The sequence below is a fragment of the Bradyrhizobium frederickii genome (assembly GCF_004570865.1).
In the GTDB taxonomy this organism is placed as follows: Bacteria; Pseudomonadota; Alphaproteobacteria; order Rhizobiales; family Xanthobacteraceae; genus Bradyrhizobium; species Bradyrhizobium frederickii.
In genome coordinates this window covers 53,711-68,203 of sequence record NZ_SPQS01000017.1, presented here as the reverse complement: position 1 = coordinate 68,203, position 14,493 = coordinate 53,711, and the positions used below count along the sequence as shown (strand labels likewise).

General features: G+C 65.3%; 14 protein-coding genes. 5 read left to right on the top strand and 9 right to left on the bottom strand.

Translation table 11 applies throughout. The features are described from left to right. Positions 1–225: 225 nt before the first annotated feature. Both E4K64_RS26625 and E4K64_RS26620 read right to left on the bottom strand, forming a co-directional pair. Positions 226–1,155 carry an alpha/beta hydrolase gene (locus E4K64_RS26625; RefSeq protein WP_135166222.1) on the bottom strand — a complete coding sequence of 310 codons (930 nt, stop codon included), beginning with the start codon at positions 1,153–1,155 and terminating at the stop codon, positions 226–228. Between the two features lie 272 nt (positions 1,156–1,427). Then, positions 1,428–1,997: an alpha-ketoglutarate-dependent dioxygenase AlkB gene (locus tag E4K64_RS26620; RefSeq protein ID WP_135166130.1), complete on the bottom strand. Its 570-nt coding sequence runs from the start codon at positions 1,995–1,997 to the stop codon at positions 1,428–1,430. A gap of 81 nt (positions 1,998–2,078) precedes the next feature. Here E4K64_RS26620 and E4K64_RS40575 point away from each other — a divergent pair, with 81 nt between their 5' ends. Continuing rightward, positions 2,079–2,219 (top strand): hypothetical protein, encoded by a 141-nt coding sequence (locus E4K64_RS40575; RefSeq protein WP_164718835.1) that lies wholly within the window; start codon positions 2,079–2,081, stop codon positions 2,217–2,219. Here E4K64_RS40575 and E4K64_RS26615 read toward each other — a convergent pair. The 3 genes from E4K64_RS26615 to E4K64_RS26605 are packed head-to-tail and all read right to left on the bottom strand — an operon-like array spanning position 2,216 to position 6,024. After that, positions 2,216–3,802, bottom strand: coding sequence for an ATP-binding protein (locus E4K64_RS26615; RefSeq protein WP_135166129.1), 1,587 nt, complete (start codon positions 3,800–3,802; stop codon positions 2,216–2,218). The two genes, E4K64_RS40575 and E4K64_RS26615, sit on opposite strands and share 4 nt — an antisense overlap. After that, positions 3,799–4,503, bottom strand: a complete 705-nt coding sequence (locus E4K64_RS26610) for a response regulator (RefSeq protein WP_135166128.1) — start codon at positions 4,501–4,503, stop codon at positions 3,799–3,801. The genes E4K64_RS26615 and E4K64_RS26610 overlap by 4 nt, the downstream gene beginning before the upstream one ends. A 12-nt stretch (positions 4,504–4,515) precedes the next feature. Continuing rightward, complete coding sequence (locus tag E4K64_RS26605; protein ID WP_167772284.1) at positions 4,516–6,024, bottom strand: DUF4153 domain-containing protein; 1,509 nt, start codon at positions 6,022–6,024, stop codon at positions 4,516–4,518. Between the two features lie 188 nt (positions 6,025–6,212). Between E4K64_RS26605 and E4K64_RS26600 the strand changes: the two genes are divergently transcribed. Then, complete coding sequence (locus tag E4K64_RS26600; protein WP_135166126.1) at positions 6,213–7,574, top strand: glycoside hydrolase family 3 N-terminal domain-containing protein; 1,362 nt, start codon at positions 6,213–6,215, stop codon at positions 7,572–7,574. Here E4K64_RS26600 and E4K64_RS26595 read toward each other — a convergent pair. The 4 genes from E4K64_RS26595 to E4K64_RS26580 all read right to left on the bottom strand — a co-directional run bounded on the left by E4K64_RS26595 (position 7,550) and on the right by E4K64_RS26580 (position 12,838). Continuing rightward, on the bottom strand, positions 7,550–9,193 hold the full coding sequence (locus E4K64_RS26595) for an ABC transporter substrate-binding protein (protein ID WP_135166125.1): 1,644 nt from the start codon (positions 9,191–9,193) through the stop codon (positions 7,550–7,552). The two genes, E4K64_RS26600 and E4K64_RS26595, sit on opposite strands and share 25 nt — an antisense overlap. Positions 9,194–9,294: 101 nt before the next feature. Continuing rightward, on the bottom strand, positions 9,295–10,566 hold the full coding sequence (locus E4K64_RS26590) for a DUF892 family protein (RefSeq protein WP_135166124.1): 1,272 nt from the start codon (positions 10,564–10,566) through the stop codon (positions 9,295–9,297). 117 nt (positions 10,567–10,683) lie between these two features. Continuing rightward, positions 10,684–12,138, bottom strand: coding sequence for a dihydropyrimidinase (gene hydA / locus E4K64_RS26585; RefSeq protein WP_135166123.1), 1,455 nt, complete (start codon positions 12,136–12,138; stop codon positions 10,684–10,686). 73 nt (positions 12,139–12,211) lie between these two features. Further along, complete coding sequence (locus tag E4K64_RS26580; protein ID WP_135166122.1) at positions 12,212–12,838, bottom strand: TetR/AcrR family transcriptional regulator; 627 nt, start codon at positions 12,836–12,838, stop codon at positions 12,212–12,214. 101 nt (positions 12,839–12,939) lie between these two features. Here E4K64_RS26580 and E4K64_RS26575 point away from each other — a divergent pair, with 101 nt between their 5' ends. The 3 genes from E4K64_RS26575 to E4K64_RS26565 all read left to right on the top strand — a co-directional run bounded on the left by E4K64_RS26575 (position 12,940) and on the right by E4K64_RS26565 (position 14,331). Beyond that, positions 12,940–13,635 carry a PspA/IM30 family protein gene (locus E4K64_RS26575; protein WP_135166121.1) on the top strand — a complete coding sequence of 232 codons (696 nt, stop codon included), beginning with the start codon at positions 12,940–12,942 and terminating at the stop codon, positions 13,633–13,635. A gap of 40 nt (positions 13,636–13,675) precedes the next feature. Beyond that, positions 13,676–13,951 carry a YiaA/YiaB family inner membrane protein gene (locus E4K64_RS26570; RefSeq protein WP_126259507.1) on the top strand — a complete coding sequence of 92 codons (276 nt, stop codon included), beginning with the start codon at positions 13,676–13,678 and terminating at the stop codon, positions 13,949–13,951. Positions 13,952–14,124: 173 nt separating this feature from the next. Next, a complete protein-coding gene (locus E4K64_RS26565; protein WP_028134265.1) occupies positions 14,125–14,331 on the top strand; it encodes a hypothetical protein in 207 nt (68 codons plus the stop codon). The last annotated feature ends 162 nt before the right edge of the window (positions 14,332–14,493 follow it).

Here is a 14,493-nt window from a genome sequence, read left to right as displayed (position 1 = left end):
CTGATCGAGAGTCCCCGTGTGGTACCCCTCTCCCTAACCCTCCCCCGCAAGGGGGGAGGGGACACACCAAGCGCGTGGTGGGTGACTCGACTTATCAAGACGCTTGCGACGAGCCGCGGTCTAACCGCGTACTCCGCCGCGCTCCCTCCCCCTTGCGGGGGAGGGCGAGGGAGAGGGGTGGCCTAGCAAATGGTGTGAGTTGTCGATAGCGGAGCAACGCCCCTGCTACGGCAGCCCCCGCGCCTCCAGCTGGCGCACCAGCAGCAGCGTCGGCTCGGCGAGGCTGTCGCCCGAGCCGTCGAGACCGAGGGCGCTCGCGATGCCGTCGCGGCTGCGCAGCAGCGCGCTGCGCGGGCAATGGCCGGCGCCGCAGAGCGTCTTCTTCAAGGTTTCGCCCTGTGCCACGGTGCCGGCGGAATCGTCGGTGGACCAAGCCAGCACGATCGGCACATCGACATTGAGGATACCCGGGAAGACCGAGCGCTTGTTGTATTGGCCGGCGTCGCTGCCGAGATAGGCCTTCTCGCTGTCGCTCGCGTCCTTGCCGGCGCGGTAGATGCCGGACACCAGGACAACGGCGGCGACATCGGCGCGGTCGGTCTGAAACTCGGGATGCGCCAGCATGGTGGCGACATGGAAGGCGCCGGCGCCGTAGCCGACCGCAACGATCTCGCGGGCGTCGCCGTTGAACAGGTCGATATTGCCGTGAACCCAGGACAGCGCCGCCGCCACGTCGGTCGCCCCGGCTGGCCAGGTCGCTGACGGCGCCAGGCGATAATTGACGCGCACGCCGATCATGTCGTTGCGCGCGGCAAAGCACATCGCCTGGTCCTGGATCTGGCGCGACAATTCCGGCGCGGCGTGGTCGCCGGTGAAGGTGTCGCCGGTCACGAACAGCAGCACCGGCCGCGGCGTATCCGCCTTGGTGGCGCTGGCGGCGACATCGAGCACGTTAGCTTCGCTCTCGCCGTAGCGCAGGCCGCGCGAGAAGGTGACCTGCTCGCACAGCCGCGCGGTGCCGCCGGCGGTGGTGTCGGAATCGGTGAGGCCGACCCGGATGAGATCTGAGGGGCTCGTCAGCCTTGCCGGCGCTACGACATGGGCAGAGGCCGCCGCCATGGTCAGAAGCAGGAAAAATGTCAGACAATTCTTCATGGTGATGCCGGCCTTCGGGGCCCATATTGGCCCGCTGATGTGGCCCGTCTTTTCAATTCGCCTCATTAGTCAGCCGGCCTTGAGGCGAATTCGCGGCACCTCCCACCGATTCGCGGCCGCACGGAACGGGCGGCCGGTCCGGCGTGCAGCTGCCTTTGGTACGCAAGTACGGTCCCCCCGGGACGGCTGCGCGACGCCGCCGGGGCTCGAGCCGGGATGGCCTTCTACTGTGCATGGGGTTGTTTTCGAAAGTTTTTGGTTTGGACGGCCCGTCAGGTCCGCTTCATCGTCCGAAACGTGATGGAGTAACGGCGCGCCTCGACCGGCGGGATGCTGTGCTCCCATTGCGAGCGCGCCTCGCCTTGCATCAGGTAAAGCGAGCGCGGCCGCGTCTCGAGCGTGTGGCGCTGCCATTTGTCGCCGCACCGCCGGCGGAAGCGGAACTTGCAGGCCGAGCCCAGCGACAGTCCCAGGACCTCCTTAAACTGCGGCTTGTCGCGGTGCCAGCCGATGCCGACTCCGATCTCGTATTCGGTACAGAGCACCTGCCGGACGCTGGCCTCCGGCAGTCCCGCCCAGGCCTCGACCCGGCGCGCGATCGGCAGGAGCCAGTCCGGGATCGGCTCCGCCTCGGCCAGCCGCTGCAGCGAATAGTCATAGCGGCAGCCGAAGGACGCCACCCGGCGGTTGCCTTCGAACGCCCCGAACTGGAAGCGCTGGAGCGGCAATGCTGCGATGCGGCCGATCAGATCCTGCTCGACGGCGGCTTCGATAAAATTGTCGGCATAGCGAAGCCCGGATGGCCCTGCTTCCGGCTCAGTGAATAATCCGAGCTGCGTCATTTCTCGCATTTCCGTGACGGAACCTTTTGCCGCCCCAAGCGACTTACATATGACGCGGGAGGTAACGCGCGAGAGGCTGTCATGGCACAGAAGCATACCGCCGATCCGGCAGAGATCATGCGGGCGACCGGTCATCCCGAGCTGGAATATGCCGCCGGCTGGACCATCGCGGGCCTGGTCACCATCGGTACCATCGTCGCCGCCTGGGTCTTTGCGATCTAGGCTATTGGAAATTGGAGCTCGAAGGCCGCCCCCACTTCGGTCGGCTTGAGGCTGATCGAGCCGCCATGGCTCGCCATCACCGCCCGCGCGATCGCAAGCCCCATCCCGGTGCCGCCCTGGTCGCGGCGGGTGGTGAAGAAGGCGTCGAAAATCCTGTCGCGGTTCGGCGCTGAGATCGGTTCGCCGTCATTGCTCACCGTCAGACGCAGGGTCGTGCGCTCGAAGGCCGCCTCTAGCCGGATCGCCCTCGCCTTGTGCCGCATCGCGTTGTCGGCAAGATGCGACAGCACGATCAGCGCCTTCTCGCCTGACATGGCGATGGAGCGGTCAAGGCTGCCGCTGGCCTCGATCGAGCTTTCCGGAAACCGGGTCTTGAGATCCGCGATCACCGGCGCGAGCTCGGTGCGCTCGTTCTGCGGCAGGCTCTCGGCGCGCGCGAGTTCGCGCAGCCGCTGCGCCATCGCCTCCAGCCGCTGGGTGTCCGAGAGGATGTTGGCGATGAAGGTGTTCTGCTCGGCCGGCGTCAGGCTGCCTGCCTTGCCCTGCACCGAATCCTGCAGTAGCTCGGCCGCGCCCTTGATCGAGGTCAGCGGCGATTTCAGCTCGTGGGTGAGGTGGGCCGAGAATGTCGCGATATAGTCCGAGCGCCGCGCCAGCTGCTCGGCCATGCCGAGGAAGCTGTGCGAGAGCTGGGCGAACTCGCGCGTGCCGTAATGCCGGAGCGGCTGGAACGCCTCGCGGTCGCCGCGGCCGATTCTGGCGGCGCGGTCGACCAGCTCGCGCATTGGCAGGGTGATGGTGCGCGAGAATACGAGGCCGATCGCGATGGTGCCGAGGATGACGGCGAGGCCGGCCAGCACGAACTTGGCCCGCTCCTGGTAGAGATGATCGAAGATGTTGCTCGGCGTCCGCGTGGTGTAGATCACGCCCGCGACGCGGTTGTTGACGATGACGGGCATCGCCGAGAACACGTGCACGCCGAGGCCGCGGCTGAAGGAATAAATCGGCGGCGGCGGCTTGTCCGGCACGCGGTTGCGCAAAGTGGCGCGGTATTGCCCGTGCAGCGCGTCCGCGACCTCCTCGATATGGGCGAGCGACTGCCCGACCTCCTGCCGCCCGGCGATGACGACGCCCTGCGGATCGAGGATCCGAAAGCCCGCCAGCGTCACCTTCTGGGTCTCGCGGATGATCGGCGTCAGTCTTGCGCCGATCTCGACATAGCCGGGCTGGGCGGGCCGGGGCGCTGGCAGCGCATCCGGTCGACGTCGCAGCAGATCGTTGGCGGTGAGATCGAGCGCGGGCCGGATCGGCGTCACCGGGTCGCCGGGATCGGGCAGCACGTTCGGCGGCACTTCGGCCCCGAGCGTCAGCCCGCTGTCGAGCCGCGCCAAAACTTCCTGCGCGTAGATCGTGGCCAGCACACGGCTCTGCGCAATCAGCTCGGCCTGGGTCTGGCGGATCAGCTGGTTGTCGTAGAGGCGGAAGAAGAACAGGCCGACCAGCGGCAGCACGGCGACGGTGGTCAGCACCGCGAAGATCACGAGGCCGAGCGACGGCCGCCATTTGTCGGGCGCCGCCTTCATGCCTCTTTCTCGCAGCGGCCGAGCTTGAAGCCGACGCCGTGGATGGTCTCGATCACGTTGTCGCAGGCCAGCGCCGCGAGCTTGGCGCGGATGTTGCGGATGTGGCTGTCGATGGTGCGGTCGGAGACCTGGATGTTGAGCTGATAAGCCGCCCGCATCAGCTGCTCGCGGTTGAACACCGAGGTCGGCCGCGTCAGGAACGCACGCAAAATGCCGAACTCGATCGCGGTCAGCTTCAGCGGCGCGCCGGCAAAGGACGCCACGTGCTGCTCGGGATCGATCAGCAGACTGCCTTGGGCAAGCGCGGCGGGGCCAGCCTTGGCCTCGCCGTTGCGCGGGCTGAGGCGGCGCAGGATGACATTGACCCGCGCCACCAGCTCGCGCGGGCTGAACGGCTTTGTCACATAGTCGTCGCCACCGATTTCGAGACCGAGAATGCGGTCGATCTCCTCGTCGCGCGCCGACAGGAACAGGATCGGCACGTCGGAGGTCTTGCGCACCTCGCGGCAGACGTCGAGGCCGTCGAACTCGGGCATGCCGATGTCGAGCACGATCAGGTCGGGCTTGTCGGCGGCGACGCGGAGAAGCGCCTCCTTGCCGTCGCGGGCCTCGATCACGTCCATGCCGGCCTTCTTCAAGGCGACGCGGATGACCTCGCGGATGTGGCCTTCGTCGTCGACGATGAGGATGCGATGCGCCAAGAAACTCTCCGCTCACCCGACCGGCCGGCTGCCGGACGGGTCTTTCGCCAGCGCGTCCAGCCGGCGCTGCAGCCGCCAGCTCCGAAAGCCCCAGCTCCGCCAGGCCAGATCCTGGCGCTGCTGTTCTACAAGGCGGTCGCGTCGCGACACAAGGCAGCTCTCGGGAGTGCCGGGTCGAAGCATGATCGCCTTGTCGATGGCGGGCAGCGCTTGCGGTCCGAGTGTCAGGAGATAGTTCATGTCGATCTGCAGGCCGTTGCCCGAAGCTTCCCGGCTGTGGGCCACATTGTAGTCGGCAATGAAGGCGTCGAAGTTCACCAGCGAGCAGCCATAAAGCGAGATCGCGAGCGCGATCAGATTGGCGGCCACGAGCCATTGGTTGGATCGGTTGAGGACGATGCGGGCGACGATCAGGATCAGTCCGAACGCGACCAGCCCCATCCAGATGAACGCCGCGATTCGCCAGTATGTCAGCATGTAGACGCCGACGTAGAGATCGAGACGAAGGATGGAGGAGGCGACGAGAAGCACGTTCTGGCCCACCCAGAGATAGACCAGCGGCCGGATCACCGTCGAGTTCTCGGCCGGCCCGCCCGGGCGCATCGCCACCAGCACGAAGGCCGCGGCGAGCAGGGCGGTTACGATCAGCGGATAGGCCCCGCGATGCGCATAGCCGGCATAGGTCAGATTGTCGGGCAGCGCCAAATGGCCCCAGAGATAGATGCCGTCGAGAACGGACTGCGCCGCGAACAGCAGGTTGAACAGGATCAGCGAGCGCAGGATGGTGGAGGGGCCGAGAAATTCGGCGGAGACAACGGGCGGGAGCGGCGGCGGCACGAGACCGTCGGCCACAGCGGTGTTGACGATCGGCTTGCGCCGCCAGCGCACGTGAATGAACGGCCAGACCAATGCCAGCATCAGGGCCCAGAACAGGACGCGCGGGATGCTGACATAATGAAGGATGAGCTTCGGATTGAGCAGGGACACCCATTGCTCGATCACCGGATTGGCCGCGGCGAAGAGCGCGACGAATACCGTGCTGAGCGCCGCCGGCAGCAGCCAGCGCGCGATGCCGCGGGTGAGCGCCGACGCGTTGAACGCCTGGGGCGCATCGAGAAAGAGCCGGAAGGGACCGAGCAGGACGAAGTTGCGCAGCGCGCGGCCGCGGTCGGCGAGCCCGGTCGCTTCCGCATTGGTCACGAGCAGCAACGCGATCATCAACGATGCGACCAGGATCAGGAACGACAGCGTGTTGAGCTCGTCGCTAACAGGCACGAGACCGGCGGCCAGAACGGCCGAGCCGACCAGAGCGCGGCGTAGATCCATGGCCGCACGATTGAAGCACACCGACACGACGGCGATCGCGATCGCAAAGAGCGCCAGCGACAGCCCGATCCGCTGCCCGTAGAACAGCCAGTCGGCAAGTGCCGCCAGCACCAGCGCAAGGCCGACCTTGGCCGGGATCGAGGAATGGCCGATCGGCTTGATTTCCTCTGCGATCGTCGAAGCCAGGCTTGTCATGTCCAGAAGACCTTTCGTGATGGTTGGCATGACGAACTCTGAACGCCTCTCGTGCAGAAGGCGGGACCATCGTCTGCACGGCTTCAGGAGTCTTTTGCAGATTTCGTGCAGGCGCGCTTTTGCCTATCGCGCAGCGCCAATCGCTCTGATAGGTGCGAAGCATTCGCCTTCATCGCATGTGGCACATCATGCAATTCCTCCGTCGTCTCGGTCACATTCTGCTGTGGCTTGCCGCCCCTGCCCTCGCGTTCGCGGCCTTAAACAAGAACGATCCCTATTTGCTCGTGCTGCGCGGCGCCGGAAACATCGCGCTTGTCGCCGCAAGCCTCCTGATCGTCGCCGTTCTGCTGCGGTGGGGACGTTGGCGCACCATCGCCGGCAAGCTGCTCGTCATGCTCTGGTGCCTGCCGCCGGTTCTGATGTCCGCGGCGCATCTGAAGTTCGAGTTGCGCAGGCACGACGTTCTCAGCGCCAGCGCTGCCGAGGCGCGCCAGCTCGGGGCTCACTTCATGGTCGGCTATTCCTCCTTCCCGGAGGTCGCGCGCCTTGCCCGACAGGGATTGATCCGCGGCGTCTATGTCACCCGGCACAACATCCGCGGCGGCACGGTCGAGGCGCTGCGGAGCGAGATCGCCGCGCTCCAGGACATCAGGAGGGCAGCCGGCCTGCCACCGCTGGTCGTCGCTGCGGACCAGGAGGGCGGTATCGTCGGGCATCTCGCGCCGCCGCTGACGAAAGTGCCGGCCCTGGCGACGCTCGCCGGGCTTGCGCCCGACGACCAGCAGGCCAAGGCCGAAGAGTTCGGCCGCATCCACGGCCGCGAGCTCGCCGGGGTCGGCGTCAATCTCAATCTCGCCCCGGTGCTCGACCTCAAGCCGCCGGCGCGGCGCAACCGGCTCGATTTCCACACGCTGATCGGCCAGCGCGCGATCGCGACCGATCCGGCCGTCGTCAGCACCATCGCGAGCGCCTATGTGCGCGGGCTGGAAGAATCCGGCGTCGGCGCCACGCTCAAGCATTTTCCGGGCATCGGCCGCGTGCGCACCGACACGCATCATTTCAGCGCCGAGCTCGATACGCCGGTCGAGGAGCTGGAGGCATCCGACTGGCTTCCGTTCCGCGACGTGCTGTCGCATTCGCGCAGCGCGCTGATGGTCGGCCATGTCACGCTCACTGCCGTCGATCCCGATCGCGCCGCATCGCATTCGAAATCCGTCGTTCAGGGCATCATCCGCGACAAATGGAATTACCAGGGGGTGGTGATGACCGACGACCTCGTGATGGGCGCGATCTACCAGAACGACGTTTGCAAGGCCGTGGTCGAGGCGATCAATGCCGGCGTCGATCTGTTGCTGGTGGCCTATGACGGCGCGCAGTTCTACCGCGTCTTCGCCTGTGCCCTGGACGGAGCGCGGCGGGGCAAGCTCGACGCGGCCATGCTGCACGCGAGTGAGACGAGGCTGGCGAGGGGCTTTCCGATCGCGCAGGCTCGAGCGGCAGGCGGTGTCCGTGTGGTGGAAAAGAATCAGCCCTTCGCGAACTGGCGATAATCCGGTTCGCGGTGAAACCAGAACTCGTAGCCGGTGATGGCCTTCTGCATGGCAACGTCGTGGATCGGCTGGTTGAGCGGAACGACGGGAACGTCGCGCATGCAGAGCGCGATGAAATCCTTCACCGTCCTGTCGTACTCCGCGGCATCGGTGGTGAAGCGCGCCTTGTCGATCAGGGCATCCATCTCCTTGTTCTTGTACGAGGAGATGTTGAAGATCGAGTTGTTGCCGTGGAAATTCCAGTAGAAGTAATATTCGGGATAATCCAGCCAGCCGCTGAAGCGGTTGAGCGCGAGCGGCAGCTCCTTCTTGTTCAGCGTCGTGCGCCAGTTCGCGCCGGGGATCTTCTCGATTGTCGCCTTGATGCCGATCTTGGCGAGGCTCTCCTGGATCAGGATCGCGGTCGGTTCGCCGACGGTGGCGGTGCCGGTGTCGAGCGACAGCGTCGTCTCCAGGCCGGATTCGAAGCCCGCTTCCTTCAGCAGGGCCTTGGCCCTGTCGAGATCGGTGACGTAGGGAAACGGCTGCGGCCACACCGGCTTTGAGACTTCGGCGGCGCCGCCATACATGGGAACGGCGCGGCCGAAGAAGGCGCTGGTCTGGATCTGCTCGTAGGGCATGGCCCAGGCGATGGCCTGGCGCAGCTTGACATTATCGAACGGCGGCTTCGCGGTGTTCAGCGCGACGTACCACAGCGCGTTCGGGATCGGCACGCCCGAGACCTTGACCTTGCCCTCCCGGATGATCTGCTCGAAATCGCGCGGGGCAAAGCCGCTGGAAATATCCGCATCGCCACGCTCCAGCATGGCACGGCGCGTGCCGGCGGAGGGAACGTCGCGCGCGATCACGCGCTTCACCTTCGGCAGCGGCCCGCTCTTCCAGTCGTCGAAGCGCGTCAGCACGGTCTCGCTGCCCGGCTTCCAGCTCTCGATCTTGTAGGCGCCGCCGCCTGCCTCGTTGTTCTTGAGCCAGGCCAGCGCCCACGGGTCTTCCGGCGTCGCGTTCTTCTTGGCGAGTTCGGAATTGATGATGAAGGGCACGACGACGGCGACGTTGAACAGCAGCATCTTGTCCTTCCGGACATAATCGATGCGGAAAGTGTGGTCGTCGACCACCACGAACTGCTCCGGCTTCTCCAGCGATCCCGCCGACATCTGGAAGGTCGGAAAGCCGCCGACCTTCACGGCGCGGTCGAACGACCATTTGACGTCCTTGGCGGTCACCGGCGTGCCGTCGTGGAATTTCGCATCCTTGCGAAGCTTGAAGGTGCACGACATGCCGTCGGGCGCGACCTCCCAGCTCTCGGCGAGCTCAGGCGCGAGCTTCTCGCGATCATACGACAACGTGCCGTCTGGCAGGGTCTTGGAGGCGTAGGTGAGCAGGCGGTCGTAGCAGTTCCAGGACAGGCCGTTCACGGTCTGGTTGGAGCCGACGCCCTGCATGTCCAGCGAATTCGGCCCGAGCTCCTGCACCACCAGCAGCGTCTCGCTGCGCCCCTGGGCCCAGGCGAGGCGTGGAGCAAAGGCTGCCATACCGGCGACACCGAGCACGACGTTGCGGCGGTTCAGATCAAGGGGTGAAACGCTCAAAGGTGCCTCCTGTCCGGAATTGTCCGGCATCGAGAGGCAAGGTGTATGCCACAGACAGGAAAGGCCCAAGCCGCCCCGCAAATGCGAGGCGGCTTGGTAGGACAGGATAGGCGTTGCGCGTCGGCTTAGGTCTATTCGGCCTGCTCCAGCGCAGCGGGCATCTTCGCGACCGACATCAGCGATCGCGCCACCTGGTTGAGCAGGAGATCGGCATTCTCTTCTTCCGCAAGGGATTTGGAGAGCAGGGCGACGATGGCGCTGTGCCGGAGCTGCTGCGCGAGGTTGCGCGCGGTGGTGTAGCCGGACATCTCGTAATGCTCGACGCGCTGCGCCGCTGAGATCAGCGCGAGGTCGGCAGCTGCATCCTCCTTTTCCTGGCCTTCCTTCATGACTTCCTGGCCTTCCTCGATCAGGCCCATCATGCCCTTGCAAGGCTTGGCGCGAGCGGTCTCGCCGAGCAGCTCGAAGCATTCGTTGATGCGCTCGACCTGGTTCTCCGTCTCGGCCAGATGCTGCTCGAACAGTTCGCGCAGCTGGTCGAAGCGCGCGGCCTGCGCCATCTTGGGAAGCGCCTTGGTCAACTGCTTCTCGGCATGGAGGATGTCGCGCAGCTCGTGAAGCAGAAGGTCGGTGAGGCCCGCCTCGTCGACGGGCGACGAGCTCTCCGCGACGATCGACGGGGCCGCGCCGGGATCAGAAGACTGGAGGGCGGGCGATTCCGTGAACACCCAGTCCTCTCCTTCGTTCCAGGGGCCGCGGGTGTCGATTTCGCCGTGGTCGCCGCTACCGGTGGAGTCGTTGAAGTACTGGTTCACGAGGCCGGGCGTCGGCGCAATCCTGCCGACACTGAAGGCAGGCTTCGACAGGCTTTCGAGCGCTCGCGCGAAGGCCTTCATATGCGTGATCTCGCGCGTCATCAGAAACTGCAGCGCGTCCTTGGAGCCAGCGTCGTCGCAGAAATTGATCAGCCGTTCGTAGACGATCTTCGCACGCGCCTCGGCGGCGATGTTGCTGCGAAGATCGACGTCGAGCTCGCCGGTGATCTTGAGATAGTCGGCGGTCCAGGGATTGCCTTGCGAGTTGAACAGGTTGACGCCGCCCCCGCCGGCGATCGCGATCAGCGGATCGGCTTCGGCTGCCTGACGGTCATTCTTCGAGGGTGCGAGATGCATCCGGGCGAGGCAACCGACGACTTCGAGATGGCTGAGCTCCTCGGTGCCGATGTCCATCAAGAGGTCCTTGCGGTCGGGATCCTCGCAATTCAGTCCCTGAATCGAATATTGCATCGCGGCCGCAAGTTCGCCGTTGGCGCCGCCGAACTGCTCGAGGAGCATATTGCCGAAGCGCGGATCGGGTTCGTCGACGCGCACGGTGAACATCAGCTTCTTGACGTGGTGATACATGAGGGACTCGCGTGCTGGAGAGAAACTACGCGACAACGAGGCCTCCAGCCGTTCGTTCCTAAAGTCTCTCCAAGATTGAGGTCGTTACCCCGGACTTCTGCCAGGGAGTGCGATGGCTTACGGCGTCACCGCGCCGCGCGCGACGGCGCGCGGAGCCGTCAGTTCCTTCCAGGTGGAATTTGCCACATGCACCGGCGAGAAGGCGGGACGTTCGACGTATCGCCCATCGCCGGCCTCGGCGCGCAGATCGCCATCCGTCCAGACGATACGACCGCGCGACAGCGTTGCCGCCGCACCGCCGGTGCAGGCAAAACCCTCGAACACGTTGTAATCGATCCGGCTCATCTGCCGTTTGGCACTAATAGTCTTGCTCGCCTTCGGATCCCACACCACGATGTCGGCATCAGAGCCTACGGCGACCGCGCCCTTGCGCGGATAGATGTTGAGGATGCGGGCGATGTTCGCCGAGGTTACCGCGACGAATTCCTCTTTCGTCAGCCGCCCCGTGGCGACGCCCGCGGTCCAGAGCAGCGCCAGGCGATCTTCGAGGCCGCCGGTGCCGTTCGGGATCTTCCTGAAATCGCCGCGCCCGAACCGCTTCTGCTCGGTGGTGAAGGCGCAATGATCGGTCGCAACCACCTGTAGCGAGCCGGCTTGCAGCCCGGCCCAGAGGCTGTCCTGATGCGACTTGTCGCGGAACGGCGGCGACATCACGCGCTGTGCGGAATGGTCCCAGTCCTTGCTCTGATATTCGCCGGCATCGAGCAGCAGATGCTGGATCAGCGGTTCGCCATAGACCCGCTTTCCACTGGCACGCGCGCGAGCGATGGCTTCATGCGCCTCGCGGCAGCTGGTGTGCACGATATAGACCGGCGTGCCGGTCATATCGGCGATCATGATGGCGCGGTTGGTGGCTTCGCCCTCGACCTCCGGCGGCCGTGAATAGGCGTGGCCCTCGGGGCCGGTGACGCCGCGCGCGATCAGCGCCTCCTGCATCAGGGCGACGACGTCGCCGTTCTCCGCATGGACGACAGGCATGGCGCCGAGATGGGCGCAGCGCGCGAACGAGTTGTAGAGCTCGTCATCGTTCACCATCAGCGCGCCCTTGTAGGCCATGAAATGCTTGAAGGTGTTGATGCCGTAGGTCTTGACCACAATCTCCATCTCGTCATGGATCTGCTTCGACCATGACGTCACCGCCATGTGGAAGCCGTAGTCGCTGGCCGCCTTCTCGGATTTGTGCCGCCACTCCTGATACGCCACGAGCATGGATTGGCCGGGATCGGGCAGGCAGAAATCCACCACCATGGTGGTGCCGCCGCTCAGCGCCGCCTTGGTTCCGGATTCGAAATCGTCGGCGGTGACGGTGCCCATGAACGGCATTTCGAGATGGGTGTGCGGATCGATCCCGCCCGGGATGACGTAGGCGCCACCCGCATCGATGATCTCGCTCCCTGTCGGCGCATCGAGCGAAGCGCCGATCGCGACGATGGTCTCGCCGGCGATCAGCACGTCCGCGCGGCGCGAATGATCGTGATTGACGACGGTGCCGCCGCGGATGAGGAGGGGCATGAGTAGCTCCGAGAGGTGAGGGACGGCTCGAAGGCTAAGCGTGCTACTGGCGATGCGACAGGTGAAATTTTAGTCAGCCGCCGCCGCTCCTTTCCACGTCGCGTGCGATCAATCCGTCGCTCATCGCGCGCACCAGTCCCGCGATCTCCTTGCGCAGCGCCGGCAGCGGCACGGCAACCAGCTTCTGCTCCAGTCCGAGCGCCACCATGCCATGCACCGCCGAGAACAGGCCGCGCGCCGTGATGCCGAGCTCCTCGCGGCTGCGCTTCGGAAACAACGCGGCCAGCGGCTGGTAGATGTGGCGGAACAGCTGCATCTGATCTTGGACCGACCAGTCGGGGACGACCTTGTCGGCCTCCATGCGGTGCTCGAACAGCGCGCGCCAGAGCTGGAGATTTTCGGCCGCGAAATCGCAATAGGCGAGGGCGATGCGGACCAGCGTCTCCTGCGGCGATGGCTCGCCCGCGCTTTCCGCTGCGCTGAGAGCCTCGTCGAGCCGCAGCAGGGTGCGCGAGCCCACACGCAGGATCAGCTCGTCCATGTCGGCCACGAGGTTGTAGACCGCGCCATTGGCGCAGCCGATCTCGCGGGCGAGATCACGGGTTTTCAGCCCCGACAAGCCACGAGCGGCGATCATCCGCTCCGCCGCCAGGATTAGGTCTGACCTCAATTTCTCTCGACGTTCCAGGGTCTTAGGCATCTTTACCAAATTTTTGATCATTGCTCAAAATTTTCTTGAACGATGTTCAGGTTCCTTGCTACAAAGGATCTGTGAGCAACGCTCATAACAGGGAGCTGAAGATGTTCAAGACTGTAGCGACACTTTTCCGCGGCAGCGTGGCCGCCGCAGGCGAAGAGCTGGAAGACCGGACGGCCCTCCTGATTCTCGACCAGCAGATGCGCGATGCGGCTGCCGCCGTCGAGCGCAGCAAGCGGACGCTGGCGCTGGCGATCGCGCAGGACCAGCAGGAAGGCCGCAAGCTCGAGGCGACCCTCGCCCGCATCGCCGATCTCGAGACCCGTGCGGTTGCGGCGCTCGACGGCGGCCGTGACGACCTCGCCAGGGACGCCGCCGAAGCCATCGCGGGCCTGGAGGCTGACCGCGATGCCGCGATGACGGCCCGCGCGCTGTTCGCGACCGAGATCGCCCGGCTGAAGCGGCACGTCGCAAACGCACAGGCCCGCATCACCGAGCTCGATCGCGGCCGCCGCGTCGCCCGTGCCTCGGAGGCGGTCCGCTCGCTACGCCGCAGCGGCATCGAGGCCGCGCGTCCGTACGAAACCACGCTGCCGGAGGCGGAGAGCACTTTGCGGCGTCTGCGCGATCGGCAGATGGAAGCTCAGGCGGCCGACGATGCGCTGGTCGAGCTCGATGCGGCCACCGGTCCCATCGCTATCGCCGAAAGATTGGCCGAGCAGGGCTTTGGCCCGCGGCTGAAGACGACCGCAGACGACGTGCTGGCGCGGCTGAAGTCCAAGCGCTCGCCAATTACCTGATCCCAAACCCCGTCATCATTCGTCCTCACAGGAGACCATCATGAACCAGAACGGCCAGCCCCACAGCAACGCCTGGGTGACCTTCACATACGCGTCCTTCGCAGCCTCCGCCTTCCTGGTCGCCATCGGCGTTTTCTTTCTGCCGATCGACGTCTGGATGAAGGGCTATCTCACCATGGGTATCGTCATGCTGGTCCAGACCTGCATTACCCTGACCAAGACCGTGCGCGACAACCACGAGAGCAGCCGGCTGGTCAATCGGATCGAGGATGCGAAGGCCGAGCGGCTCTTGATGGAGGTGTCCAAGGCCGCTTGAAAAAAACGGTTGAGCCGATCAGGAGGACAAGCAGGAGGGCCGCGGCGCAATACGCGCCGCGGCTCTCGTGTCCGGAACTGAACGCTTGATCGTGCTCCGCGATCCGTATCCTGCATTGTGCTCCGACTGCAGGTGCGATATGGCTCTCGCGCGTTCAGAGGCGGAGACGAGCTTTGTCGAAACAATCGCTGCGTGAGGAGGCCGAGCGCCTGATCCGCGAATCGATGGAAAAGAAGTCCATCGTCGTCAAGCAGGGCACGACCCGCATCGAGGCTGTCTGCGGCAAGTGCGGGGCCCCGAACCGGGTCCAGGCGGAGAAGGGCCAGAGCCGCGTCAAGTTCGCCTGCAAGAATTGCGGGCATCAGCAAGAGACGCTGTAGCGCGCTTGCGCTAACTCGCCGCGCCGCGACACCTTTAACCCCGCATCCTGAGGAGACCGCTGAAAGCGGTCGTCTCGAAGGATCGAGGCCGGACTGCCTCAGCCGGGCCTGCATGGTTCGAGACGCGCGCAAGGGCGCGCTCCTCACCATGAGGGTCTGACA

Coding starts and splice junctions, on each gene's coding strand:
- E4K64_RS26600 (WP_135166126.1), top strand. CDS start 6,213: ATGCAATTCCTCCGTCGTCTCGGTCACATTCTGCTGTGGCTTGCCGCC.
- E4K64_RS26615 (WP_135166129.1), bottom strand. CDS start 3,802: ATGAAGGCGGCGCCCGACAAATGGCGGCCGTCGCTCGGCCTCGTGATC.
- E4K64_RS26580 (WP_135166122.1), bottom strand. CDS start 12,838: ATGCCTAAGACCCTGGAACGTCGAGAGAAATTGAGGTCAGACCTAATC.
- E4K64_RS26620 (WP_135166130.1), bottom strand. CDS start 1,997: ATGACGCAGCTCGGATTATTCACTGAGCCGGAAGCAGGGCCATCCGGG.
- E4K64_RS40575 (WP_164718835.1), top strand. CDS start 2,079: ATGGCACAGAAGCATACCGCCGATCCGGCAGAGATCATGCGGGCGACC.
- E4K64_RS26595 (WP_135166125.1), bottom strand. CDS start 9,193: ATGCCGGACAATTCCGGACAGGAGGCACCTTTGAGCGTTTCACCCCTT.
- hydA (WP_135166123.1), bottom strand. CDS start 12,138: ATGCCCCTCCTCATCCGCGGCGGCACCGTCGTCAATCACGATCATTCG.
- E4K64_RS26605 (WP_167772284.1), bottom strand. CDS start 6,024: ATGACAAGCCTGGCTTCGACGATCGCAGAGGAAATCAAGCCGATCGGC.
- E4K64_RS26570 (WP_126259507.1), top strand. CDS start 13,676: ATGAACCAGAACGGCCAGCCCCACAGCAACGCCTGGGTGACCTTCACA.
- E4K64_RS26590 (WP_135166124.1), bottom strand. CDS start 10,566: ATGTATCACCACGTCAAGAAGCTGATGTTCACCGTGCGCGTCGACGAA.
- E4K64_RS26625 (WP_135166222.1), bottom strand. CDS start 1,155: ATGAAGAATTGTCTGACATTTTTCCTGCTTCTGACCATGGCGGCGGCC.
- E4K64_RS26575 (WP_135166121.1), top strand. CDS start 12,940: ATGTTCAAGACTGTAGCGACACTTTTCCGCGGCAGCGTGGCCGCCGCA.